The sequence below is a fragment of the Winogradskyella undariae genome, from assembly GCF_013285155.1.
Taxonomy (GTDB): Bacteria; Bacteroidota; Bacteroidia; order Flavobacteriales; family Flavobacteriaceae; genus Winogradskyella; species Winogradskyella undariae.
On sequence record NZ_JABTEL010000002.1, the window covers coordinates 1 to 25,895 of the forward strand.

Sequence of the window (25,895 nt, forward strand, 5' to 3'; positions counted from 1 at the left end):
TAAAAGAGAGCGTTCCTATCCAAAAGATGCGCTCTCTTTTTCATTATTAATCTTACTAAATAGAATTACAATGAAGAAACAAGTTAACAAAATAAAAGCCGATTTACAACATTTTTTTGGGACAGAAAAGGTCTTTAAAATTCCATTAATTGGAACGCGTTTTACTGACGGATTAAAATATTTAGCCAACGAAGCGGAATGCTTTTGGCTGATTACAGATGCATCCGTAATTGCAAAAAGTTTATCGAATAGAAGTGAATTTATTACCATTGATTTTAAACGACTTTCTGAAAAGGAACAGTTTGAAAAGCAATGCGAAGCCATCATAAATTATAGTGATGGAAAGGGTACTATTTTTGAAACGCATCGCTATAATGTAAATGATTTTCCTTTGGATGAACTGCGCTTATTATTCGTAGATAATACACTAATGCTTCCGAGCGAATATTAACAGTTGCATGAGCTCAAAAGGCAGTCTTTTTTTGTCCTGATATTTTGTATTCTTCAACAAAAAGAGCTATTCCTTAAGGATACTTTTAAACTTCAAGAATAACAGTCTTAAAAAATCGTAATACAATTAGCACTCGTTAAAAAGCCATTACATTTTTGGATGTAATGGTATTTTTTTTGTCCAGCGCGCTGGACGAAAAGGAATAGCAAGAGGGTAACACGCTACGCGATGTTACTGTTTTTTAACTTATTGACTATTAGTGTTTTATACGTAATTAAAAACTGGTTTAGAAATCATTTTTAGCGTAAAAATGCTCGCAGCCCAGTGAAATCAATAAAAATTTAGCGTAAAAATGGATAAAGGCTATGAAAAAGAACGATTTGAAAGTTTAAGCATCAAAAGTTCTGTAGTGAAGAAATTTAGAGATTATTCTAAATCAATTTCAAAATCGAACTCAATGACTTTGCTTTTGATGGTTGAGTTTTTTGAGCGTAATGAACTTTATCCAGGAGATGATTTGAAACCAGGCTTAATGGAAACTGAAAATCGGATTAAGAAAAGAATCAATGCGCTCATTGCCATTATAAAAGATATAGAAAAGAACCAATCTAAACCGACATTGGCAATGTTGCAATCTCTTTTTGAAGGATCTGAGCCAAAGCAAAAATTAATTCTTGCGAAAAGTTTTGAGGAGTTAGAGAAAGAAAGATTGAATAAAGAATTTAAATTGCGATTTAAAGAAAAAAGTGAATCTAATTTTAAAAATGATAGCGAGGATTCAAATAATTGAAAGCAGATATCAAATTAAATCAATTAGCATCAAATGCTATGAACACCTAAAAACACTGTAAATATGTTAATTTTAAGGGCTTTAAAATCATTTTTTCAAGCCTCGACAATGTAGTTGTCCAGAATGATGAGATAATTGGTTAAATCATTTGTAAATTACCTTATTTTTGATTCTGAGTTGTAATTATAAACCAGATAAATAATTTAGAGTTTTTTGAAATAAAAAAAATAATTTTAAATTATTGTTAGCTTAGTTTATAAATGTTTTCTTTTGTTTGTTAATGTTTATATATACATACCAATGCTTGTTCATTGCTTGTCCACTACTTGTTCAGTACTTGTACCGATTTTGATCATGTTCTAATCATATCGCAAAATGAATCATTTGATAGCAAAACTAATTAGGGTTAAAAGCACTATAAATTTCAGCTTTAAAATTGAATGTATTATTGGTTTTCTTTTCGGTCTTTTCTCTGGGTTTTCAGTTTCTCTTCAAGTATATTCATATCGTCACTCACTTTTCGATCGACTATTTTCGCATAATGTTGAGTCGTTCTTAACGATTTATGTCCAAGCATTTTACTAACGGTTTCTAATGGCACACCGTTCGTTAATGTTACAGTAGTAGCAAACGTATGTCGTGCCAAATGTGTGGTTAGTGGTTTTGTGATACCGCAGAGCATCGCTATTTCTTTTAAATAGGCATTAGATTTCTGGTTACTAAATACAGGAATTAAACGTTCACTTTTTAGCACTTGTGGGTCGTAGGCATACCGATTTAAGATCTCTTTCGCTATGGGTAACAACGGAATACTACTTCGTGTATTTGTTTTGGTTCGTTTGATATTTATCCACTGCTTGCCATCAATGCCAATAGTAATATCTGATTTTGAAAGTTTCTCAACATCAGAATAGGCGAGACCTGTGTAGCAGGAAAATACAAACATGTCTCTAACGACTTTCAGCCTATCAAAATGTAATTCTTTAGTGTAAAGTGTTTCTATTTCTATAGTAGTTAGATATTCACGTTCTACAGCTTCAAATTGGACTTTGTAATTATAAAATGGATCGCGATCCATCCATTGATTGGCTAAAGCAATGCGAATGATTTTTTTGAAATTATTAATATATTTCAATGCCGAATTATGATTGCACTTTCTAGTCGTTTTTAAAAAGAACTCAAATTTGGTAATGAATCGATAATCTATATCTTTTAGTTTGTAATCTTCCAGTTTGTATTCCTCTTCAATAAATTGTTTTACATGATCGTAACACGTCCAATAGCGTTTTGCAGTACTGACAGAGATATTTTTCCCTGCTAATAAATCGGTTCTTTCATTATGTTCTTTGAATACTTCAAGAATAAATCTAATTTTCTTTCCACCACCTTTTAAAAGATTCATCATAGACCTAGCAGATATCAAATTATTCTCGTCCATGCATCTTTGATGAATTTTATATAGCTTATGTTTTAGATTATCAATGTGGTTATTAATTTCGATAGCCTCACGATTTGTACCCATAACTTTTTGGGATTTAGTACTCCAAAATTTTGGATCAATCTTCCTGCTAATACTATATTCAATGCGTTTATTGTCAAATGTTAATCGTAAATAAATGGGTGCTAATCCTCTACTATTTATCTTTGAATTGACAAGATGAAAATGGATAGAAAAGTCTGTTCTCATAATTATACAAATTTTAGGTCTCGCTAAAGTCCTAAAAAGGTAGTAAATTAGAACTTAAAAACCTAATTCGTTTTTTTTGTAAATAACTGAAAATGAGTAAAATATTGTGCGTAGCGAGACCTATTTTAAAAATCGAAAAGGGGTCACCGAATTGGTCTCGATTGAGATGGTTTTAAAGGATATCATTTAATATTAAATAAAACACAAAACCCTGTAAATCATAAATTTACAGGGTTTTTGAAGAGTTTTGATACTCTAAAAGTGGAGTCGGAGAGAATCGAACTCTCGTCCAAACAAGTAACCAAAAGGCTTTCTACACGTTTATTCTTTTCTTAGGTTTTCGACTTGAAGCTGGTTAAAGACAACCCACTTTTAGCTTAGCTTCTTAATCTCGAAAAGGTATCGAAGCACTACCTAATCTAAGTCAATTTTTACGATGCCTAATAAAGAACGCCATTAACTAAGGCTTTCTCGAGACATTTAGCACTCCTACCTAGTAGGACGAGGCTTAATCTTACTGTAATTCAGATTATGCAGCTAAAGCGTAGTTATTCTCGCCGTTTAAAATTTGGTCTAGCCTTTTACGTGTATCAATGCCATTACACGACGTGCTTACAATTCGCTTAATCTCGCTGTCAAAACCAGTCGACCCCAATTTAATAGAATAGTAATTTCCAAGAAACAGATAATAAAGTTTCAAGGGCTGCAAATTTACTAAAAATACTAACGCAAAAGCTATACCAAATACATTTTATAAACTTCTTAACTAACATTGTCAGCTTATAACATCCCAAATTGGCACTCTTTTTTACATTTTAACCTAAGATTTGTGTTGAATTACCTACGTTCTATATAAAGTTTTTAGACTTAAAATACAGCAAATTTTCATTTACTTTTTTGTTTGTTTTTACGCTTCAAGTCAGAGGCTTATAGTCTGCTTTTTTTATTTCAAAAATCACTCCTTAACAATTAGAATACATTATTAACAATGCCTTGGTGATCATTTAAAGTAATCTTAATAAGGTGTGTTAAGTTGTTGTTTGTTAGGTTTTTGGTAAAATGTAAAAAACTAAAAAACGCACTTTAACGATGTTTTGTGCTTTTCAGTGGGGTCTCAATTTAATGCAGGAAGACGATGTTTTGTTAGAATTTCTACATTTGTTTCGAATTAAAAATAAGTGTTCTCATGAAAATAAAATTGCATACTTTACTCTTAAATCAGAGTGCTTTTCTAAGTGTATTTTTATTCAAAATTATACTATCTATTGTTGTATTTATAAGCTTGTCTACAAAAGCATCTGCTCACGGAGATTTAACAAAACAAATAGCAATAAAGACACACCAAATTTCAGAAAGTCCAAACAATTTTAAACTGTATTACGAAAGAGGATTGTTATATCAACAGCATGTTGAATATCCAAAAGCAATGGAAGATTATTTAAAATCTAAAACTCTAGGAAATACTGATAATGCATTACAATACCGAATTTCTGAACTTAATTATCTATCTGAAGATTATCCAAAAGCTTTACAAAACATAACTTCTTATTTAGATATTACACCTACGGATGTAAAAGCTAAAAAGCTTGAAGCACAAATATTGTTTCATTTAAAATCTTACCAGAAATCCTTAAGTGCCTATAAATATGTTATGGAGCATATGGTTGATTTAAGACCAGAGGATATTTTAGAATATACAGACATAATTCTAGCCGAAAATAATGAAAATTATAAAGTAGCCTTAGAGGTTATAGAATTAGGTTTAAAGAAGCTAGGTTCAAATACGCTAGCTCTTCAACTTAAAAAACTAGACTATCTCAAGGCAGATCATCAAATAGAGGAAGCTTTAAAACAATATGATTATTTCATTTTAGAATACAAAAGAAAAGAGTTTTGGTACTATAAAAAAGCCAATTATTTAGCCCAATTAGATAGATCTAACGAAGCCAATATTGCTCTAAAACAAGCAACGATTGCTATAGATCAATTGGATAACAAGTTTAAAAAAATGAAATCGATTACAGAATTAGAAGTCAAAATACAAGATTTAGAAAACACAATTAATAACTGAAAAAATTATGATTAAGAAAAGTACTTTTATGTTAATGATGCTGCTGGTTATGGCGTATTCATTTTCTCAAACCGTATCGGTAGATATTCCCATTAATGGGAGTGCGGGTTCTGCTGAAGAAAATTATAGCGGCAGTGGTCAAGTCTACACTGGTAGTTCGGATTTAGAATTATACCAAGACGGAACGGATGAACAAGTCGTTGGTCTTTATTTTCAAAACATAGGACTTCCTCAAAACGCAGTTATTACTAATGCGTACATTCAATTTCAAGTAGATGAAAATGGCGCAGGAGATGTTACTGTAAATGTAACAGGAGATGATACAGATAATGCATCAAGTTTTGTTGGTAATGCTGCTTATGGTGTTTCTTCAAGACCCTCTACAACAGCAAACGTAGATTGGGCTATTGCGAGTTGGGATGGACAAATTGGTCAGGCATCAACAGATCAAAGAACACCAGATATCAGTGCTATACTTTCAGAGATTACCTCAAGAAGTGGTTGGGCAGAAGGAAATAGTATGGTTTTTAAATTTACAGGAGTTTCCAGATCAGATGGTGCTTGGAGAGAAGCTGAAAATAATTCAGGAGGCACACCTTCATTACATATTGAATACACAGCTGAGCCTTCAGAAGTTGTTATTTCTACAGTAAATATTACAGCTAATGAAGATGATGGTACGGCTGAAGAAGCGTTTAGTGGTAGTGGTTTTGTAAGTACTATTAGTTCCGATTTAGAATTGTACTATGATGGTACTACAGAACAAGTTGTAGGGGTCCGTTTTGAAAATATTAATCTTCCACAAAATGCTGTGGTAACCAATGCTTATGTTCAGTTTGAAGTGGATGAAAACGGAAATGGAGATGTCACTGTAAATGTTACAGGAGATAATAGTGACGATGCTTCTGTGCTTGGATCTAATGGTAATTTTGGCCTTTCAACCAGAACAGCAACTACAGCAAATGTAGATTGGGCTATTGCGAGTTGGGTAGGGCAAATAGGTCAAGCTTCAACAGCGCAGAGAACACCAGATATCAGTGCTATTCTTTCTGAAATTACAGCAAGAAGTGGTTGGGAACCAGGGAATAGTATGGCATTTATGTTTACAGGAGTTTCGAGATCTGATGGAGCTTACAGAGAAGCTTCTAGTGCATCAGTTTTGTTGCATATTGAATATGAAACACCTCCAGTTGAAATCGATATTACAGGAAACTCTATTTCTATTGAAAATGGAGATACAACACCAGACCTTTCAGATTATACACAATTTGAAAACACAGGAATTAATGAAACATTAACCAGAACGTTTTCTATTACAAATTTAGGGGAGCAAGATCTAAACTTAACAGGTTCACCATTAGTTTCTATAACTGGTGATGCTGAGTTTACTATTCTTACACAACCAAGTTCTTCTATAGTAAGTGCTGGCGGAAGTTTAGATTTTGTAGTGCAATATGCACCAACTGCAGCAGTAACTAACACGGCAATGATTTCAGTTGCTAGTGATGATGCCAATGAAAATCCTTATACGTTTAGTTTACAAGCTACTGGTGAAACGGCTGTTATCGATTTAGATGTTTTAGGGAATGGAACATTAATTTCTAATGGAGATACGACACCAGATGTTTTAGATCATACAGATTTTGGTCCTACTTTTATTTCTATAGGAACAACAAAAACTTATACAATAGCAAATACAGGAAATAGTGTAATTACAATAGCTTCTATAATTAGTGACAACCCAGAGTTTGTGATTACTAATTCAGAGTCGACTATTAATGGAGGAATGTCTTCAACTTTTAATATCACTTTTATACCTACAAGTTCAGTCTCATCTACAGCGACAATCACTATAGAGAGTAATGATACGGATGAAAATCCATTCACATTTAATGTGCAAGGAGAAGGAGAAGAGGCTTCTTTCCCTGCTACAATTATGGCTGGTGATGATTGGTTCTACTTAAATGATGGTAGCGATCAAGGTACAGCATGGAGAACCTTAACGTTTGATCAAAGCAATTGGGAAGAAGGAGCTACGGAAATTGGTTACGGAGATGGAGATGAAGTTACCGATTTAGGAGTGCCTGCTACACCAAGACCTGTTACAACCTATTTTAGAAAGTACATTGATATGGAAAATATAGGAATGTATAATAGTCTAGATTTAGAAGCTGTTAGAGATGATGGGATTGTGGTTTATGTCAATAATGTTGAGGTTTGGAGAAATAACATGCCAACGGAAGGTCCTATAGCATTCGATGATGAGGCAATCACAGGAATTAGTGGGTCTGATGAAGATTTTTGGAATACACAAAATGTAAATTCTTTCCCGTTAGTTGAAGGAGTTAATATTATAGCCGTAGAAATTCACCAGAGTAGTGTAAATAGTGGAGATATTAGTTTTAATTTTAAACTAACACCTAGCACATCTATTGCACCAACTATTGAAGTAGAAAGAGGCCCTTATTTACAAAGTGGAACACCTACAAGTGTGGTTGTAAAATGGAGAACAGCAGTAGAAACGCAATCTGCGGTTAAATACGGAACAGCTTTAGATATGTTAACTTCAGTAGTTTCTAATTCAGAATTAACTACGGAACATGAAGTGACTTTAACGGGGTTAGATCCTAATACTACATATTACTATAATATTGGTAATGAAGATGAAGTACTTGCACAAAGCGAAACTGGAGATATGTTCATTAAGACAGCACCTGTTGCAGGAACAGATCAATTTGTAAGAGCATGGATTTTAGGAGATCCTGGAACAGGAAGTATTAATCAAAGAAATGTTAGAGATGCTTATTACAATTACGTTTCTACAGTAGAAACAAATACAGGTCAAACGGATATGATGTTGTTTTTAGGAGATAATGCTTACAGTAATGGTACTGATGCACAGCACCAAAGTTATTTCTTTAATGTGTATGACGACATGTTGAAAAAGGCAGTAGCTTGGTCTTGTTTAGGAAACCATGATGGTTTTACTTCAGATTTAGAAACTCAGTCTGGTCCTTATTATGACATATTTACATTTCCAACGGCTGCTGAAGCTGGTGGAGTTGCATCAGGGACGGAAGCTTATTATTCTTTCGATTATGCAAATATTCACTTTATAGTATTAGACTCTCATCAATCAGGTAGAGAAGTAGGAGGTAGCCAATACCTTTGGGCTCAAAATGATATTCAGAATACAACACAAGATTGGATCGTCACTTTATTTCATCACCCAGCATATTCTAAAGGATCTCACGATTCGGATTGGGAAGATAGATTGATTGAAATGAGAGAAAATTTTATGCCAGTATTAGAAGCTAACGGTGTAGATTTAGTATTAAATGGGCATAGTCATTCTTATGAGCGTTCTTACTTTATCAATGGACATCAAGGATTTGCAAACACTTTTAACATCGATAATATAACTAATGGAGGTCATACTGTTGGAGCAACAGGAGATGGAGATGGTAAAGTTGATGGCGATGGTGCATACCAAAAAACTAGCGATGCAACAGAAGGAGCTGTTTATATTACTGCAGGTTCATCAGGACAAATATCAGGAGGAGATTTAGATCATGAAGCCATGTTTTTATCTTTAAATCAACTTGGGTCTTGTGTGATGGAAATTGAAAGTGATGGTAATGGTGGACAAAACTTAACGGTTAAGTTTGTAAGAGATACTGGTGCTATTGATGATTATTTTACCATCAGTAAAACAGGAGTAACACTTAGTGTTGATGATAACGAAACAGTAGAGAAAACGATAAAAGTTTTCCCTGTACCAGCTAACGATTTACTTAATATTAAAGTAAACCTTAATGAGCATGTTACAAATGTTAAATTTTATAACAGCACAGGAAAGTTAGTTAAGGAAAGTGATAACGAAACTATCAATGTAAGTAATATGGCAACAGGAATGTATGTTATTGAAATTGCTACAGATAAGAATACGTATTACAAGTCTATAATTATTGAATAATTTACCTAACTAAATTATTTATTAAACCTCAACACAATGCTGTTAATAGCAGATTGTAGTTGGGGTTTTTAATTTATCTATAAGTTGATAAAATTTAAAGGATTTCTAAGTTGAAAATCTAAGTGTAAAATGAAAAAAATAATCTTTTTAATCATCTCTGTTTTAATTTGTTCTTTAGTATTGTCTGGGAAAGAAGGCACAGAGCCTTTTGAAACCAATGCCATTACAGAAAATATAGGAGTCTTATACGCTTCTAATTTTTATAAATTTCAAACAGAAGTCAATACCTTGGTGAAGTTGACTAGTAATTCTAATAGTTCTAGTGAATTAAAAGCCATTAAAACTCAAGTTGAAAAGACAAGATTAGTCTATAAAAAAATCGAATTTATTTTCGATTACTACCAAACCTTTTATAACGGGACTTATATAAACGGAGCACCTTTACCTAAAGTTAGTGAGTATTATGAAGAAGGAAAAATTATTGAACCTTCAGGATTACAAGCCTTAGATGAAGCTGTAAATGAAGAGGCTTCAATTGAAAATATAGAATATATAAAAAAATTAGCAACCGAACTTAAAGCACATGTAGATTATGCTTCTGAGATTCATTTACCAATTCGTGTAAAATCAAGTCAGGTTATAGAATGTATGCGTTCTGGTATGGTTAGGATTTTTACATTAGGTGTTACAGGTTTTGATACACCAGGTTCTGTAAATGCTTTAAAAGAAAGTTATGTGAGTTTGCAAAGTATGGAAACTGCATTTTTATATTTTGAAGAAGACATACAACCCAAAGCTAAATCTAAGTTCAGATCTATAAAAAAACTTTTTAAAAAAGGGAAAAAGATACTTAGTGATAATGTTAGCTTTAATGATTTTGATAGAATGACATTTCTAAAAGAAGTCATTAACCCTTTGTATGCAGAATTGTTAGAGTTTCAAAATTTAAATAAAATTACACTTGAACCTTATAAAAAACACGCTCAGAATTATAAAGCGGTTAACCTTTTTCAATCCGATTTTTTAGATACTAAGTTTTATTCAGAATTGGTGTATTTACCATTAGATAATCCTAAAACTATTCAGTTGGGTGCGTTGTTGTTTAAGGACACTAAGCTTTCTAATGGTAATATAATGTCTTGTGTTAGTTGTCACGATCCTAACAAAGGTTTTACAGATGGTTTACCAAAAAGTTTAGCCAATAAAAAAGGGTTTTATACATCTAGAAATTCACCTACCGTTATCAATTCTGGTTATGCGTCGCGTTATTTTTGGGATTTACGTTCTTATGATTTAGAACGTCAAGTGGGGCATGTTATAGATAATGATTTAGAGTTTAACACCACTTTTAAAGCTATTGTAAAGAAATTAAAAACAAATCCTAATTATTTAAAGTTATTTAAAGACGCTTACGGCGGTATTGATAAGCAAGATATTAATGAGCGTTCTATCAGTAATGCAATTGCAGCTTATGTAAATTCTCTAAAATCTTTTGATAGTCCATTCGATAAATATATTAGAAACGAGAGTAATGATTATCCTAAAGATGCCTTACGCGGATTTAATTTATTTATGGGAAAAGCAGCTTGTGGTACCTGTCATTTTGCACCGATGTTTAACGGAACTGTTCCGCCTTTTTATTTAGAGACAGAGTCTGAAGTTTTGGGTGTTACACAAGGATTCGATACTATTAACCCTAAATTAGATAACGATATGGGGCGCTATGCTAATGGGTTAGATATTGATAAACAACCTTATTTTAGAAACTCTTTTAAGACTGTTTCTGTTAGAAATGTCGCTTTAACAGCACCATATATGCATAATGGTTCTTTTAATACTTTAGAAGAAGTGTTAGAGTTTTATAATTTAGGAGGTGGTGCAGGTATGGGCTTAGATGTAGAAAATCAGACTTTATCTGATGCGCCGTTAGATTTAACAACTCAAGAAATTAAAGATATTATAGCCTTTATGGAATCTCTTACGGATACGTCTAGTTTTTTAGATGAAGAAGATTAGGGGGGATTTCAGTACCATTTAAAACAAAAAAACAGGAAGCTTTCACTTCCTGTTTTTTTATGGATATATTTTTGTGTTAATCCTTTGTAACTCTTAAAGTCTGTGTGTTATTTCCTGAAGAAACTTTTACTAAATAAAGTCCTTTAGATAATTCAGATAAGTTAATAGATGAACCTGTAATAGCATCTTTATCAAAATTAGCGACTGTTTGCCCTAATAAGTTAAATACAGTAACGTTGTCAATATCTTGAGCTGATTTAATGTTTAAAATTCCAGAAGTTGGGTTCGGGTAAACACTAGTCGTTTCAAATACGTTATCTGAGATAGATAATGCGGCATCCGTTGTAAAACTCCAAACATCACCTGTTGTTGATCCCATGCAATTTGTAGCATCTACACTCCAATAATACGTTGTATTAGCTTCTAAATTTGAAAAAGAATCTCCATTTTCAAAATCAGTATAAGCTTGTGTTGGCGGGTTTACAGTATCTAAGTAAAATACACTTGTATCTTCAGTAGTAGAAGCTGTCCAGTTAAAAGATACAGAAGCATCAGTTGTTTGAAGTTCAACATTAGAAGCTGAATTTGCAGGACTAGGTGCCGATGCTAATTCAGGAGCAGCGTCATTAGGGCAACAAGTAACACATTGAATCCTTGTATATGTTGTTGTGTCATCATTACTACAGTTCTCATCTATATGCCAATAAATAGTAATATTAGTAACTCCGATAGGTGCCGTAAAATTTAATGGACTCATACCATATGCAATTACAGTATCATCACTTTCTGTAACCGTTATATGTATTGGGTTATCTCCAGTAACCGAATAGTCATAGCCTGGTGTAAGATTTCCAATTAAAGAATATTCAGAATTTGGCCAAGTATCAAATACAATAGTTTCAGCATAACCTGTATTTTCCATAGCAACAGTCCCTCCTGGCCAATGTCCGCCAGAACCATCAAAACATTGTGCATTTGTAGTCATTGTTATTGTAAGACATAAGATAAATAATAGAGTAATTTTTTTCATTTTTTTTGTTTTAGTTAATGAGCTCAAAACTACAATTGATAATTACTAAATAGGTTACTTTATTATTATATAAATATTACTTTAAACTCTTGTTGTGACTGAGTTTTAAGGGAGTGTTAAGTGGTTGTGTTTTTAATGATGTAGATGTTTATGCCTCTATTATCTTAAAGTGAAATTTTATTTTATAGCCATATAATTGATACACAGATAAAAACTATTTCATTTATTTAATGCTGATTTTTTTCTTTTTTATCAATATGAAGAAGAATAAGCAGTATTAAAATAGAAATACAGTGTGTTAATTAGTATACGATGTTAAATAATATTAATTTGCTCATATATATTAATCACATTATTTTCGTGAAAACAACATTTTTTATTTTATTAGAATATAAAAACTCCATCGGTATATGATATTTGCCATTATAAAAGAACGTAAAAATCCACCGGATAGACGTGTGGTTTTCTCTCCAAAACATTTGGAAGAAGCTAGAACACAATTTCCTGAAGCGACATTTATTGTAGAGTCTTCTGATATTAGAATATTTCCAGATCAAGCCTATAAAGCATTAGGTTTTGAAGTTTTAGAAGATGTTTCGCATGCTAATGTAATGATTGGAGTAAAGGAGGTACCAATTGAAAATTTAATTCCTAATAAAAAATATTTCTTTTTCTCACATACGATTAAAAAACAACCTTACAACAGGGAATTGTTGAAGGCTATGTTAGATAAAAATATAGAAATGTACGATCATGAAACTATAGTAAGAAAAACAGGAGCTCGTCTTATTGGTTTTGGTCGTTACGCAGGTTTAGTTGGTGCTTATAATGGTTTTAGAGCATTAGGTTTAAGAGATGGTTTATTTACATTGCCAAAAGTAGAAACACTTGCCGATTTAGATGCCGTAAAAGCGGAATTAGATAAAATAACAATCCCTAATATTAAGATTTTATTATCAGGTACAGGTAAAGTTGCTAATGGAGCTAAAGAGATTTTAGACCATTTAGAGATTAAACATATTAGTGATGCGTTATATTTAACATCGCAATTTACAGAGCCTGTTTACGGTACTGTAGATGTTATGGAGTATTCTAAACGTATTGATGGTAAAGTAGGAGATAGATATAAGTTTTATAAAGATCCGTCGGGTTACGAAAGTAATTTTATGCCTTATGCTAAGGAAACGGATTATTTTATTGCAGGTCATTTTTATGGTAATAATGCTCCTTATTTCTTTACAAGAGAAGAGGCTAAGGATCCTGATTTTAGAATTCATTTATTAGCAGATGTATCTTGTGATATTGATGGTCCTGTGGCAAGTACATTGAGACCTTCAACAATTGAAGATCCTTTTTATGGTTATGATATTAAAACGGAGAAAGAAGTTGCTTATGATGCTGAAGGTGCTATAACCGTTATGGCTGTAGATAATTTACCTTGTGAATTACCAAAAGATGCTAGTGAAGGTTTTGGTGAAGCATTTTTAGAACATGTAATTCCTGCATTTTTTAATAATGATGAACGAGAAATATTGAAACGTGCTAAGATGACCAAAAATGGTAAATTGACTAGACGTTTTCATTATTTACAAGATTTTGTAGATGGAAAAGAGTAAAAAAACAGCTTTAGTTACAGGTGCAGCTTCAGGCTTAGGTTTTGAGTTGGCTTTATTGTTAGCTAAAGATGATTATAATCTTATTTTAATTGACATTGATTCTAAAAGATTAGACCAAGCAAGGGATATTATTTTAGAAACTTATACGGTTGAAATTACCTTGTTGTTAAAAGATTTAAGTTCCACAAATGTTGCTAGAGATATTTATGATAACATAAAAAGTACTCCTATAGATGTTATTATAAACAATGCCGGTTTTGGAATGTTTGGTGTTTTTTGTGAATCAGATTGGGAGCGCGATTCGCAAATGTTGCATTTGCATGTGTTAACAAGTACACATTTACTAAAGTTAATTTTACCAAATATGGTAAAACGTGGTTCTGGTAAAGTTCTTAATTTATCTTCATTAGCGGCCTTTCAGCCAGGTCCATTAATGGCTTTATATTATGCTTCAAAAGGTTATATTTTATCATTTTCAGAAGCTATTTCTAACGAACTCAAAGGAACAGGAGTAACCGTTACGGCTTTGTGTCCTGGCCCAACAAAAACAGCATTTCAAAGTACCGTTTCTGATGATGCAACAGAAGGTAAAATTGCCTTTAATATGGCTTCAGCAAAAGAGGTTGCTGCTTATGGATATGATGCTATGAATAAAGGTAAAGTTGTTGCTATACCAGGAACATTTAATAAATTTTTATCTGTTTTACCACGATTTTTAACTCGTAATAGAACAACAAAAATTGTAAGGAAAATTCAAGATAAAAATAGAGAGTGCTAATCATCTTGATGCTTTAAATTTTTAAACATCCAAAACCCAACGGTTAAAAACATCCCGAAGCCTAAAGTAAACAGCCATGCATTTATATTTTGAAAAGGTGTCATAATTATAATCAAAATGTCTTTAAATAAATAATGAGGTTGACTTATAATTTCCCAAGAATTATAACGTAAAAATCGACCAAGATAAACTCCAAATCCACATAGAAAGAAGATAGCTGTAGTTATTGTTTTTGTAGGGGTTTTTTTAAACGTTGAATTCATTAATTTTTGCATATCTATAATAGAAAGATAAAAAAGAAATAAGCCACTCAAAGCAAAAGATAAAACGACTAAGACATCTAGCCATAAAAAAGATTTACTACCAAATCTAATATGAATAAGGTCTGTTATAATATATGGAGCATTAGGTAAAAACAATACCCAAATTACAAACCCCAATACTAATTTTAATTTACTTAAATGAGCTTTAGTGCTAAGGTACATCGTAATTGTGTACGGTATAATGGCTAAAAACACATTCCATATTAAAAATAGAAAGAAAAAGGATTTGTTAAGTTTCATACGTACCATAAGTAATACAATGCTAAAGCTTACAGCAACAAGAATTAAGGCTAAGGTTTTAAACCGGGTTTGAATTAATGTTTTTAAGGCTTCCATAGTTTTGCGTTTTCTTTAGTTTCTAATTTTAAAACTTTGGTTTCTAGTATTAAAACGGTAATAACTCCTAGTGTATAGGCTATTAAATCATTAATTTCAAAAGTGCTTCCAAAAATTAATTTTGCAGTAAAACTGCGTTCTAAATTAAAGTAAGTTAGAAATGGTGTGAGTTGAAGACACTCTACAGTATAAGCAAAAATGAGTACTGCTAAGCTTGATGTCCAAACCCCTAAATTAGTACAACCTCTTAAAATAGCGTACAGTAAAATAACCACCAGATAATCACCAAAGGTGTGACGTATAAAACCAGAATGAAGCGTAAATGCTATGGTTAATTCTATTAAAAATAAAGTAAGTGCTGTGATGAGGTATTTTTTATTGAATTGAAATTTCATATTTATATTTTTTAATTACATCTCGCTTTACTTTGTATGATAGAAGTGGAACGAGATGTTTTATTTATTATCCGTTATTCCAGTCAATTTTACGAGACACAAACATCACTATTGCTAAGATTAAGAATAGACCAACACTCCCCACTAATAAAGCATAGTTTTCTAGTTGAATAATGACGTAGATAAAGGCGTATAAAGCTGTAAGTGATAAGCCAATTAATGCCGAGAATTTAAAATTCTTGAGCATAGATTTAGAGTATAAGGTTATCAATAGTATTACGGAAACACCTGCAATTAAATAAGCTTTTAAAAAGTTACTATGTTCCGATATAGAAACTAATAAGGTGTAAAACATAATTAACGCCAAGCCTATCATGAGATATTGAAATGCATGAATATGAATTTTACTCATGGTTTGGATTAAGAAAAAGATTAAAAATGTAAGTCCAATGACTAAAAATCCATATTTGGCAGAACGTTCACTTTTTTGATATTCATCTACTAAGACCACAAATTTAGTTCCGAAGGCAAATTGGCTCAAACTTGGTACTTGATTTAAGTATTGTTGCGAAAATGCTCTATTGATCGCTAACACTTTCCAATCCACTTTAAAACCATCTTTGGTAATACTTCTTGTTTCGTCATCTGGTGAATAATTTCCAATAAATCCTGGATCGGCCCAATTAGAAGTCATTTCCATGGTAGTTGTCTTACCAACAGGAATCACTTGTATTTGCTCACTTCCGTCATAGGTTACATTCATATTAAAATTAAAATCACCTTTCAGTAAGTCTTCATTTAAAAATGCTGTTTCTAATTCATCTAAATTGTTTAAAGATGAGTTTTCGTTATAGCTGGTTTCAAAAGCATAAGATTTATCGTTAATAACTATAGCCATTTCGTTTTTAATACCTTTTAGATTACTTGTTTTAAATAGAATACTAGATTTTTCCCAAATAATATCTTCATTTTTAATTCCTTTTCCTTCAAGATTTATGGGGTGGTAACGTCCTGTTAAAGCCATGTCAGACGTAAAAACGGCAGACTCAAAATTACCTAAATACATGGTTTTAGATTTTACAGCGGCATCTACATGTAGTTTTTCTGGAAAAATATAAGCGTAATTAATTAGTGTTTTAGTTTCCTTTAAATAGGTTTTTGTCTTCTCATTAAAAGTAGAAGTTTCTGAATACGATTTGTAAGGTATTTTTATAATTGGACCATAAATTAAGACTTCATTTCCCCATTTCTGATTAATCTCATTAACCACATCTTTTTGTCGGTAAGAGCGTTCACTTATTAAAATATTCACATAACTTAAAGGAATAAGTAATACTAAAATTAAGGCTCCAACCATCATCATTCGGGCAGTAATAGACGTTTTTAGCCATTGCGAGAATTTGTTGGGTTGCTGAATTTGTTTTTGAGGTTCTGGTTTTTGGTTTTCGGTACTGTTCATTATATATGGTTTTAGTTGCTGTAAAGTACTTTGTTTTTCAAAGTAAATGTGTAAAAAAAAGATTTTATAAAAGTGAAAGGGTACTAAGTTTTTCTGATTAATTTTTCAAGGGCTTCAATATGTTTTTTAAACTCTGCTTTTCCTAATGTTGTGGCGCTGTATCTAGTGTTAGGTTTTCGGCCTATAAATTGTTTTTCAACTAAAACATATTCTGCTTTTTCTAGAGCTTTGGTATGGCTGGCTAAATTACCATCGGTTGCACCCAGCAATTCTTTTAGCATATTAAAATCGGCATACTCGTTTACCATTAAAACAGACATGATTCCAAGTCTTATTCTATGATCAAAAAGTTTATTTATGTTGGTTATAATGCTCAAAATTCAGTATTCAATAGTTGTATTGCGTTCTCTTTATGCTTTTATGTTTAAGGATTATTTTCTGTCATATTTAAAATGCATCCAGGTCCCATAAATAATATGCATAACCCCAAAACCTATAACCCAAAGCCAAAATCCATAGCCAGGATATAACGTTGCAATAAGTCCTAAAGTGATCTGAATAAATCCTAAATATTTAATGTCACCAATACTAAATTTAGCAGCATTGACTAAAGCTAAACCATAGAAAATAAGCATAAGCCCACCAGTTTGTCCGTATCTGCCTTGAGATAAAATAATTAAGATGTATAAACCGCCAGCAATTAAAGGAATTAAGAAATTAAAGATTAGGCGTCTAGAGGATTTATCCCATATTTTCTCACCCGTTTTCTTTGCTTTTCTAGTGGTTAGTAAAATCCCCGTTGCTATACTAAACACTGCGACTAAAATTAAAACTAACATTACCGATCTAAAAATCCAACCGTCTAGCATTAATGTACCATAACTATAAGTGTCTACTAAATAATAAGTAATGGCAGCACCAATTAAGGCATAGATTCCGGCCATGATTCCAGATAAGCCACTCAATGAAATAAATCGAGAAGATTTATTCATCAGGTTTTTAATCTCGCTAATATCTTTTAAGTAATCCTTATCACTCATAATTAAAGTACTTTGAATTGCAAAGTGAATTAAATTATTCTATTGAAGCAAATTTATTTTTAATATTTTATTATTTACTTCTGTATTAAGAGACGTATAGGTTTTAGAAATTAAATTATATAAGGTTTCAGATCAATTAATGACTTTTAAAACTGCCATTGGTATTTTGCTTTTAGTTATCATAATTCTACAGCTTTTTAAATTAATCAACAATCCTTCTCACTTATTAACAAGTATGATTTTTGTCATGTTTTGAGGTTTTATGTTCGCTAGCTTTGTAGTTATTCTAAAAATATTTCAAAATATATTCCGTTATGAATGAAACTGTTTCGTCCACAAAATCAAAGACTTATCAAAATGTTTTAAAAGCTTCTCTATCTTATTTTAATAACGATGAACTTGCTGCAACCACTTGGATTAACAAGTATTGCCTAAAAGATAGGCAGGGCAATTATTTGGAAAAATCACCAGATGATATGCATAAGAGAATGGCAAAAGAATTTGGTAGAATTGAAAATAAATATGCAAAAACAGAAACAATTTTAGAAAGTTTATCAGCGTACGGAAAAAATAGAGACCCATTAGACGAAACTAAAATTTACCAACTTTTTAAAGATTTTAAATACGTTATTCCACAAGGAAGTGTGATGTTTGGTTTAGGAAATAAGCAAGTCATCGCCTCTTTATCTAATTGTATTGTGGTGCCATCGGTTTTAGATTCTTATGGTGGCGTTTGCCATACCGATGAGCAATTGGCACAATTATTTAAAAGACGTTGTGGTGTTGGTGTAGATTTATCAGAATTACGACCTAAAGATGCTTTGGTATCTAATGCCGCTGGTTCTACAACAGGAGCCGTTTCTTTTATGAATCGTTTTTCTAATACAACAAGAGAGGTTGCACAAAATGGAAGACGTGGTGCTTTAATGTTAACTATGGACGTAAAACATCCCGATATAGAAGATTTTATTACCGTAAAACAAGATCTAACCAAAATAACAGGGGCTAATATCTCTATTCGTTTGTCAGACGAGTTTATGGAAGCTGTTGTTAACGATACTAAATTTACGTTGCAATGGCCAATAGATAGTAAAGATCCAAAATATACTAAAGAGATTGAGGCTAAAGATTTATGGAATAAGATTATTACTTGTGCACATAATACAGCAGAGCCAGGATTGATTTTTTGGGACAGACAGCATAAATATTCCACCTCTTCGGTATATCCAGAATTTAAAAATAGCTCTACCAATCCGTGTTCAGAAATTGCCATGCAAGGTGGCGATAGTTGTAGATTAATCGCTATTAATTTATTCAGTTTTGTAGATGAGCCTTTTACAAAACAAGCTAAATTCAACTTTAAGAAATTTTATGAAGTGACTTACGAGTCGCAACGTCTTATGGATGATTTGGTAGATTTAGAACTAGAAGCTGTTGAGCGTATTTTGGCAAAAATCGAAGCCGATCCAGAGCCAGATGCTGTAAAACGAACTGAAAAAGAATTATGGAACCTTCTCTATGAAACAGGGAAAAAAGGAAGACGAACTGGTCTTGGTTTTACAGCCTTAGCCGATGCTGTTGCTGCTTTAGGTCTAAAAATAGATACGGATGATGCGCTAGTTGCTGTAGGTGAAATTATGAAAACTAAAATGACTGCAGAGTTTGATAGCAGTATTGATATGGCGATTACTAGAGGTCAATTTGATGTATTTAATAGAAATATTGAAGATACTTCAGAATTTGTTCAAATGCTAGCTAGCGAGTTTCCTGAAATCTATAATAGAATGATGGAACACGGTCGAAGAAATATTTCCATAAGTACAGTGGCTCCAACAGGTTCTTTAAGTATGTTGGCACAAGTTTCTTCTGGGATTGAGCCCGTTTTCTTACTCTCTTATGTAAGACGACGAAAAGTAAATACGAATGATGAAAACTCAAAAGTAGATTTTGTTGATGATTTAGGCGATGCGTTTGAAGAATTTACCGTCTATCACAAAAAGTTTGAAACTTGGATGAATGTCACAGGGAAAACTGAAATAGCAGATAGTCCATATGCAGGTGCAACAGCACCCGAGATAGATTGGAAAAAACGAGTAGAATTACAAGCTTTAGTTCAAAAATATACCACGCATTCAATTAGTTCTACTATTAATCTAGCTTCTGATGTTACCGTAGATTTGGTAGGGGATATTTATGTAGATTCTTGGCAAAAAGGGTTAAAAGGAATTACGGTTTATAGAGATGGTTCTCGAAGTGGGATTTTAGTCGCTACAAAAGAAGAAAAGCCAGAAGAAAAAAATAATACTTCCACTGAAACTTTAATAGCAAAACGACCAGATAAAATAGAAGCAGAGATTGTGCGTTTTCATAATGATTCTGAAAAATGGTTAGCTGTTATCGGTTTGGTAGAAGGACGTCCTTATGAAATCTTTACAGGCCAGATGAAAGATGCCTTCAATTTACCTCAATGGGTAGAAAAAGGTTGGGTTATTAAACAACGAAATGATGATGAATCTTCAAGATATGATTTTCAATATATAGATAATGAAGGTTATAAAATAACGATTCAAGGTTTATCGCGATCATTTAACAAAGAATTTTGGAATTATGCTAAGCTAATTTCTGGGGTGTTACGTCATGGAATGCCAATTCCGTATGTTGTAGGTTTAATTCATGATCTAAATTTATACGACGATCATATCAATACATGGAAAAATGGTGTCGCAAGAGCCTTAAAACGTTTTGTGCCAGAAGGAACAGAAGCTGTGGATAAAAAGTGTCCTAGCTGTAATGATCCTGAAGGTTTAATATATGAAGAAGGATGTTTAAAATGTAAAAGTTGTGGGTATTCTAAATGCGGATAATAAACTATTTTAAGCTATCTTTTTTTTTGAATGATCTGTATTAAAGATTAATAAAAAGACCTCATTTGTTATAGACTTTGAGGTCTTTTTTATATAAATAAATTACCCTTAAATTTGAATGAATAAAAAAGTTAAAAAAAAGCGTAAATAAAAATATAATTTGAATCCAGCAGAAGACTATATCTTAAAACAAGAAGAGCCTTACAAATCTATTTTAATGCATTTGCAAGTTTTAATAATACATACGTTACCTGAAGCAGAGTTGTTATATAAATGGAGATTGCCTTGTTATTATATAGGAAAAAGGCCAATCTGTTATATCAATCAGAGTAAAGATTATGTTGATGTTGGTTTTTGGCATTCCGCACACTTATCTAAACAATGGGATGCGTATTTAATTTCAGAAAATCGTAAAGTCGTTAAATCATTACGATATAAAACTATTGAAACTATTGATGACACCGTTATTATTTCAATACTAAAAGAAGTCGAAGCTTTGAAGGAAAAAGGATTTTATAAGAGAGATTAGTTTTTTTTAGTCCACCTTCTGCAGTTCTCAGTTTGCAGTCTACAGTTTGCAGTCAAAAGTCTTCAGTTGATAAATAACAATAAGATTTTAAAGGTTATCTAAATTTCTCTGTGAATCTCGGTGTAATCTCAGAGTATCTCAGCGAAACAATAAAACAGCAGTTTCAATAAAATTACTTCACCAAAAACATACCTAAAAACACAGCTAAAAACCCAACCACAAAACTAGCAATCGTATAAATTGCAAAAGTCATAAAATCACCAGATTTTAAAAACATATGATTTTCATAAGCAAAGGTAGAAAATGTAGTAAATCCACCACAAAATCCAGTCGCTAAAAGTAAAGTCTGACCTTGAGATAACGTTTCATTTTTAGCAGCTAAGCCAAGAAATACACCGATTAATAAACTACCAAAAATATTAGCAGTAAAGGTTCCGTAAGGGATTCCGGTTTCAGTATTATTAAGCCATTTTCCTATAAGAAATCGTAGTACACTACCGCAACCACCACCTAGAAATACGAGTATAAGATGTTTCAATTTTTTTAACTTTAATTATTAATTTGATGTAAGATATTTATCTCAAATAATAGGTTGAGCTCTTCATACAAAGCATAAACTTATAAAAGGAAATTTAAAAGTATAAAAGTAACCGATTTTTCCGAATGAATAATAATCAAAACATGTAGAGTTTATAAGCGCACGCCATTAAATGACTTTTTAATTAAAAAGGAATTGTAAATAGTGAAAAATAAGCGCTTTGGTTTTTAAAAATTAAATTATAGTTTTAAATATAAATAAGAGCATTTATAATTATAGGCAAATTATCTCGTTATAGATTTTGTATTGAATTATATTTGCACATAATAAAATCATCAATAAAAACACGTAACAAATGATGTTCATCAAAAGACAGTTAATCATCGTTTTCCTTATAGTTTCTTCAATAGGTATGGCACAAAAATCTGCCGTATATACTAACGATTATAAAGATTACCAAAAGGCATTAACGCTATATAATAACAACCAGTTTAAAGCTGCTCAATCTTTATTCGACGATGTAAAGTTGAATACAAAAGATGCAACAATAGAATCTGATTGTGCTTACTATATTGCGAATTGTGCTGTAAGATTAAATCAAAATAATGCAGATAATCTTGTAACAGCATTTGTTGAAGATTACCCGACTAGCACAAAAAGAAATACAGCATTTTTAGATGTAGCCGATTATTATTTTAATAATGGAAAATATGCTTATGCTCGTAAGTGGTACGATAAGGTAGATCAGCGTAGTATTTCTGGAACGGAGAAAGACCGTTTCAATTTTAATTATGGCTATGTTTTGTATTCTACACAAGAAGAAAAGCAAGCTTCTAAATATTTTAATCGTGTTGTTAATTCAAAAGAATACGGATCGCAAGCCAAATATTATATTGGGTTTATGGCTTATCAAGGCGATGATTATGATACCGCAAATGAGTATTTTGATCAAGTTAGTGATAACGAAAAATACAAAGAGAAGTTGTCTTATTACCAAGCCGACTTAAACTTTAAGTTGGGGAAGTTTGAAAAAGCTATTGAATTAGCTTCTGCACAATTGGCAAAGAGTAATGCAGCAGAAAAGTCTGAATTATCAAAAATCATAGGAGAAAGTTACTTTAACCTTGAGCAATATGATGCTGCTATTCCTTATTTAAAAGCGTATAAAGGAAAAGATAGAAAATGGAACAATACAGATTATTACCAACTCGGTTATGCGTATTACAAGCAAAATGATTTTGAAAGTGCCATTTCAGAATTCAATAAAATTATTGGAGGTGACAATTTTGTAGCTCAAAATGCTTATTACCATTTGGGTGAAAGTTATATTAACCTAGATAAAAAACAAGAAGCATTAAATGCATTTAGAAATGCATCTCAAATGGATTTTGATTTAAAAATTCAAGAAGATGCTTGGTTAAACTATGCTAAGATTAGTTATGATATTGGGAATCCTTATCAATCCGTTCCTCAGGTTTTAACAGGCTATTTAAGTCAATATCCAGATACAAAATATAAAGATGAGGTTGAGACTTTATTAATCGATTCTTACATCACATCAAAAAATTACAAAGAAGCTTTAGAGCTTTTAAAAGGTAAAAATAGTTTTGAAAATAAATCGGCTTACCAAAAAGTAGCCTTTTTTAGAGGAGTAGAATTATATAACGAGAATAAATATAATGAAGCTTTAGATTTATTTAAAGGTTCTTTAAAAGAACCAATTGATTCAGAATTTGTTGCAAGAGCTACATTTTGGAAAGCTGAAACAGAATACAACTTAACTAATTACAATGATGCCTTAATAGGATTTAAGCAATTTGCAGGTTTTAGTGATATTTCAGATTTATCAGAAAATGAAAACTTAAATTATAATTTAGCTTACACTTATTTTAAGTTGAAGGAATATACAAACGCTTCAAGTTATTTTGAGAAATTCATAAAGAATAAATCGAATGACCAACTGCGTCAAAACGATGCGTATTTAAGATTAGCAGATGGTTATTTTGTATCTAGCCAATATCAAAACGCAATTGATGCTTATACCAAAGCCATTAAAATTAATGAAATAGAAACGGATTATGCAGCGTTTCAAAAAGCAATGAGTTTAGGTTACTTGGCAAAAGGACCTGAAAAGATTTCAGAATTAAACTCATTTATAAAAACATATACAAAATCATCTTTACGAGACGATGCTATGTATGAGTTAGCAAATTCATATGTAAAAGCAGGTGATACCAATAAAGCGATGCTTATGTACGATCGTTTAAATTCAGATTATCCTACGAGTGCTTTCACTTCAAAATCTTTATTACGTCAAGGTTTAGTTTATTATAATGGTAACGATAATACTAGAGCGTTGACTAAGTTTAAGAAAGTAGCAACAGATTTCCCGGGGTCTGGTGAAGCAGTTCAAGCGGTATCAACAGTACGTTTAATTTATATCGATTTAGGTCAAGTAGAAGAATATGCCTCTTGGGTAAGGACTTTAGATTATGTTGAGGTTTCTAATGTAGAATTAGATAATACCACGTATTTAGCAGCAGAAAAACCATATTTAGATAACGATACGGATAGAGCAATTCGTCAATTTAATAAATACTTAAATGAATTTCCTAAAGGACTAAATAGTCTAAAAGCACATTTCTATTTAGCACAATTATATTACAAAAAGAATTTGTTTGATAATGCTTTACCTCACTATTTGGCAGTTGTTGAAGCTTCTAAATCTGAATATTCTGAGCAAGCAACGGTTAAGCTTTGTGAGATTTATTTAAGTCAATCTAATTGGGAAAAAGCAATTCCGGAATTAAAACGTTTAGAGGTTGAAGCAGATTATCCTCAGAATGTTATTTATGCACAGTCTAATTTAATGAATGCGTATTACCAAACTGATGATTTTGCTAAAGCTGAAGGTTATGCAGCAAAAGTATTGAGCAATCCAAAATTAGATAATAAAGTAAAGAGTGATGCAAAATTAACTATTGCGCGTTCTGCTATTAAAATAGGAGATGAAGCTAAAGCAAAAATGGCATATGCTGAAATTGAAACCATAGCGACAGGAAGTGTTGCAGCAGAAGCATTATACTACAAAGGTTATTTTGAAAATAAAGAAAGCGCTTACGAAGCGTCTAACATTACCATTCAAAAATTAGCTAAAGATTACGGAAGTTATAAATTGTATAGTGCAAAAGGTTTAGTGGTTATGGCTAAGAACTTCTATGCTTTAGGAGATGCGTTTCAAGCCACTTATATTTTAGAAAGTGTAATTAGTAATTTCCCTGACTTTACAGAAGTTGTTAGCGAAGCAAAAACTGAACTTAGTAAAATAAAGGCAGAAGAAGCTAAGACTAATTCATCGGTAGAAACGGATGAAAATTAATAAATTCCTGTAAAGGCAGGAATCTCTAAGTCGAAAATTAAAAACTTAATTATAAGTAATGAAAAAACTAAAAACCTTCACTTTATATATTCCAATACTATTATTAGCACTTATATTAACTTCATGTGAAGAAGATAATGAAAAACCTCAAGATGTTGATGTTTTTTTAGGGTGTTGTTCTGAAGATCCTGTTTACGGTGATAATGTTGATAATTTAGATCAATCAATAAATGGTGAGATTTCTGTTTCGGATATACTTACACCTAATGGAGATGGCATGAATGATCTATTTGGAATTACAAATATTGAAAACTATTCTAATCATTCAATAACAATTTATAATTCGGAAGATGAATTGGTTTTTGAAAGTAATAACTATGTAAGTGGTTTTAATAGTGAAGGGGATTTTTTTCCTAATGGTGAACAAACCCAATCTGGCATTACAACATATACAGATGGAACCTATAAGTATAAATTAGTAATTGAAGATGAGCAAACATTTTATAAATCAGGAACCTTTTGTTTATTCACTAACAATCCACCTGTAGAACAGCAAAATTTTAGTGAATGCTTAGATCTTGGAGAGTTTGATCAAATTCTAACAGGATATTAAAATA

The 25,895-nt window shown here is 31.8% G+C and carries 19 protein-coding genes and 1 other RNA gene; 11 read left to right on the top strand and 9 right to left on the bottom strand.

Annotated features, from left to right (window positions below):
- On the top strand, positions 1–451 hold a 451-nt coding region (locus HSX10_RS02325; RefSeq protein ID WP_367651249.1), incomplete at its 5' end, for a DUF6876 family protein.
- A 352-nt stretch (positions 452–803) separates the two neighbouring features.
- Positions 804–1,241, top strand: a complete 438-nt coding sequence (locus HSX10_RS02330; RefSeq protein WP_173586603.1) for a BfmA/BtgA family mobilization protein — start codon at positions 804–806, stop codon at positions 1,239–1,241.
- A 445-nt stretch (positions 1,242–1,686) separates the two neighbouring features.
- Here the strand turns inward: HSX10_RS02330 and HSX10_RS02335 are convergent, their stop codons facing one another.
- The gene (locus HSX10_RS02335) at positions 1,687–2,928 is read right to left on the bottom strand and encodes a site-specific integrase (RefSeq protein WP_173586604.1); all 1,242 of its coding nucleotides are present in this window, start codon (positions 2,926–2,928) and stop codon (positions 1,687–1,689) included.
- 259 nt (positions 2,929–3,187) lie between these two features.
- Positions 3,188–3,581, bottom strand: a transfer-messenger RNA (tmRNA) gene (gene ssrA / locus HSX10_RS02340).
- A gap of 533 nt (positions 3,582–4,114) precedes the next feature.
- Between ssrA and HSX10_RS02345 the strand changes: the two genes are divergently transcribed.
- From HSX10_RS02345 to HSX10_RS02355, 3 genes are all read left to right on the top strand, one after another.
- Complete coding sequence (locus tag HSX10_RS02345) at positions 4,115–4,999, top strand: tetratricopeptide repeat protein (protein ID WP_173586605.1); 885 nt, start codon at positions 4,115–4,117, stop codon at positions 4,997–4,999.
- Positions 5,000–5,006: 7 nt separating this feature from the next.
- Entirely contained in the window at positions 5,007–8,975 is a 3,969-nt protein-coding gene (locus tag HSX10_RS02350; protein ID WP_173586606.1) for a choice-of-anchor D domain-containing protein, read from the top strand.
- A 129-nt stretch (positions 8,976–9,104) separates the two neighbouring features.
- Positions 9,105–10,991 carry a cytochrome-c peroxidase gene (locus tag HSX10_RS02355; RefSeq protein WP_173586607.1) on the top strand — a complete coding sequence of 629 codons (1,887 nt, stop codon included), beginning with the start codon at positions 9,105–9,107 and terminating at the stop codon, positions 10,989–10,991.
- A gap of 76 nt (positions 10,992–11,067) precedes the next feature.
- On the opposite strand, the gene HSX10_RS02360 is transcribed toward HSX10_RS02355, so the two are convergent.
- Positions 11,068–12,021 (bottom strand): T9SS type A sorting domain-containing protein, encoded by a 954-nt coding sequence (locus tag HSX10_RS02360; protein ID WP_173586608.1) that lies wholly within the window; start codon positions 12,019–12,021, stop codon positions 11,068–11,070.
- Between the two features lie 410 nt (positions 12,022–12,431).
- Between HSX10_RS02360 and HSX10_RS02365 the strand changes: the two genes are divergently transcribed.
- Positions 12,432–13,637, top strand: coding sequence for an NAD(P)-dependent oxidoreductase (locus HSX10_RS02365; protein ID WP_173586609.1), 1,206 nt, complete (start codon positions 12,432–12,434; stop codon positions 13,635–13,637).
- Positions 13,624–14,415 (top strand): SDR family NAD(P)-dependent oxidoreductase, encoded by a 792-nt coding sequence (locus HSX10_RS02370; protein WP_173586610.1) that lies wholly within the window; start codon positions 13,624–13,626, stop codon positions 14,413–14,415. Before HSX10_RS02365 ends, HSX10_RS02370 begins: the two co-directional genes overlap by 14 nt.
- On the opposite strand, the gene HSX10_RS02375 is transcribed toward HSX10_RS02370, so the two are convergent.
- The 5 genes from HSX10_RS02375 to HSX10_RS02395 all read right to left on the bottom strand — a co-directional run bounded on the left by HSX10_RS02375 (position 14,412) and on the right by HSX10_RS02395 (position 17,968).
- On the bottom strand, positions 14,412–15,074 hold the full coding sequence (locus HSX10_RS02375) for a DUF1361 domain-containing protein (protein ID WP_173586611.1): 663 nt from the start codon (positions 15,072–15,074) through the stop codon (positions 14,412–14,414). The two genes, HSX10_RS02370 and HSX10_RS02375, sit on opposite strands and share 4 nt — an antisense overlap.
- The gene (locus HSX10_RS02380) at positions 15,062–15,469 is read right to left on the bottom strand and encodes a ribosomal maturation YjgA family protein (protein ID WP_173586612.1); all 408 of its coding nucleotides are present in this window, start codon (positions 15,467–15,469) and stop codon (positions 15,062–15,064) included. Before HSX10_RS02380 ends, HSX10_RS02375 begins: the two co-directional genes overlap by 13 nt.
- A 67-nt stretch (positions 15,470–15,536) precedes the next feature.
- Positions 15,537–16,928, bottom strand: a complete 1,392-nt coding sequence (gene creD / locus HSX10_RS02385) for a cell envelope integrity protein CreD (RefSeq protein WP_173586613.1) — start codon at positions 16,926–16,928, stop codon at positions 15,537–15,539.
- Between the two features lie 83 nt (positions 16,929–17,011).
- Positions 17,012–17,305, bottom strand: a complete 294-nt coding sequence (locus HSX10_RS02390; RefSeq protein WP_173586614.1) for a winged helix-turn-helix domain-containing protein — start codon at positions 17,303–17,305, stop codon at positions 17,012–17,014.
- Between the two features lie 54 nt (positions 17,306–17,359).
- On the bottom strand, positions 17,360–17,968 hold the full coding sequence (locus HSX10_RS02395) for a hypothetical protein (protein WP_173586615.1): 609 nt from the start codon (positions 17,966–17,968) through the stop codon (positions 17,360–17,362).
- Positions 17,969–18,282: 314 nt separating this feature from the next.
- Between HSX10_RS02395 and HSX10_RS02400 the strand changes: the two genes are divergently transcribed.
- Together HSX10_RS02400 and HSX10_RS02405 are read left to right on the top strand one after the other, a co-directional pair.
- Positions 18,283–20,832 (top strand): adenosylcobalamin-dependent ribonucleoside-diphosphate reductase, encoded by a 2,550-nt coding sequence (locus HSX10_RS02400; protein ID WP_173586616.1) that lies wholly within the window; start codon positions 18,283–18,285, stop codon positions 20,830–20,832.
- Between the two features lie 160 nt (positions 20,833–20,992).
- Positions 20,993–21,361: a DUF1801 domain-containing protein gene (locus HSX10_RS02405; RefSeq protein ID WP_173586617.1), complete on the top strand. Its 369-nt coding sequence runs from the start codon at positions 20,993–20,995 to the stop codon at positions 21,359–21,361.
- 172 nt (positions 21,362–21,533) lie between these two features.
- On the opposite strand, the gene crcB is transcribed toward HSX10_RS02405, so the two are convergent.
- Entirely contained in the window at positions 21,534–21,899 is a 366-nt protein-coding gene (crcB, locus tag HSX10_RS02410; RefSeq protein ID WP_173586618.1) for a fluoride efflux transporter CrcB, read from the bottom strand.
- A 355-nt stretch (positions 21,900–22,254) separates the two neighbouring features.
- Between crcB and HSX10_RS02415 the strand changes: the two genes are divergently transcribed.
- Both HSX10_RS02415 and HSX10_RS02420 read left to right on the top strand, forming a co-directional pair.
- The gene (locus HSX10_RS02415) at positions 22,255–25,278 is read left to right on the top strand and encodes a tetratricopeptide repeat protein (RefSeq protein ID WP_173586619.1); all 3,024 of its coding nucleotides are present in this window, start codon (positions 22,255–22,257) and stop codon (positions 25,276–25,278) included.
- A gap of 58 nt (positions 25,279–25,336) precedes the next feature.
- Entirely contained in the window at positions 25,337–25,891 is a 555-nt protein-coding gene (locus HSX10_RS02420; RefSeq protein ID WP_173586620.1) for a T9SS type B sorting domain-containing protein, read from the top strand.
- The last annotated feature ends 4 nt before the right edge of the window (positions 25,892–25,895 follow it).

Coding starts and splice junctions, on each gene's coding strand:
- HSX10_RS02330 (WP_173586603.1), top strand. CDS start 804: ATGGATAAAGGCTATGAAAAAGAACGATTTGAAAGTTTAAGCATCAAA.
- HSX10_RS02335 (WP_173586604.1), bottom strand. CDS start 2,928: ATGAGAACAGACTTTTCTATCCATTTTCATCTTGTCAATTCAAAGATA.
- HSX10_RS02345 (WP_173586605.1), top strand. CDS start 4,115: ATGAAAATAAAATTGCATACTTTACTCTTAAATCAGAGTGCTTTTCTA.
- HSX10_RS02350 (WP_173586606.1), top strand. CDS start 5,007: ATGATTAAGAAAAGTACTTTTATGTTAATGATGCTGCTGGTTATGGCG.
- HSX10_RS02355 (WP_173586607.1), top strand. CDS start 9,105: ATGAAAAAAATAATCTTTTTAATCATCTCTGTTTTAATTTGTTCTTTA.
- HSX10_RS02360 (WP_173586608.1), bottom strand. CDS start 12,021: ATGAAAAAAATTACTCTATTATTTATCTTATGTCTTACAATAACAATG.
- HSX10_RS02365 (WP_173586609.1), top strand. CDS start 12,432: ATGATATTTGCCATTATAAAAGAACGTAAAAATCCACCGGATAGACGT.
- HSX10_RS02370 (WP_173586610.1), top strand. CDS start 13,624: ATGGAAAAGAGTAAAAAAACAGCTTTAGTTACAGGTGCAGCTTCAGGC.
- HSX10_RS02375 (WP_173586611.1), bottom strand. CDS start 15,074: ATGGAAGCCTTAAAAACATTAATTCAAACCCGGTTTAAAACCTTAGCC.
- HSX10_RS02380 (WP_173586612.1), bottom strand. CDS start 15,469: ATGAAATTTCAATTCAATAAAAAATACCTCATCACAGCACTTACTTTA.
- creD (WP_173586613.1), bottom strand. CDS start 16,928: ATGAACAGTACCGAAAACCAAAAACCAGAACCTCAAAAACAAATTCAG.
- HSX10_RS02395 (WP_173586615.1), bottom strand. CDS start 17,968: ATGAGTGATAAGGATTACTTAAAAGATATTAGCGAGATTAAAAACCTG.
- HSX10_RS02400 (WP_173586616.1), top strand. CDS start 18,283: ATGAATGAAACTGTTTCGTCCACAAAATCAAAGACTTATCAAAATGTT.
- HSX10_RS02415 (WP_173586619.1), top strand. CDS start 22,255: ATGATGTTCATCAAAAGACAGTTAATCATCGTTTTCCTTATAGTTTCT.
- HSX10_RS02420 (WP_173586620.1), top strand. CDS start 25,337: ATGAAAAAACTAAAAACCTTCACTTTATATATTCCAATACTATTATTA.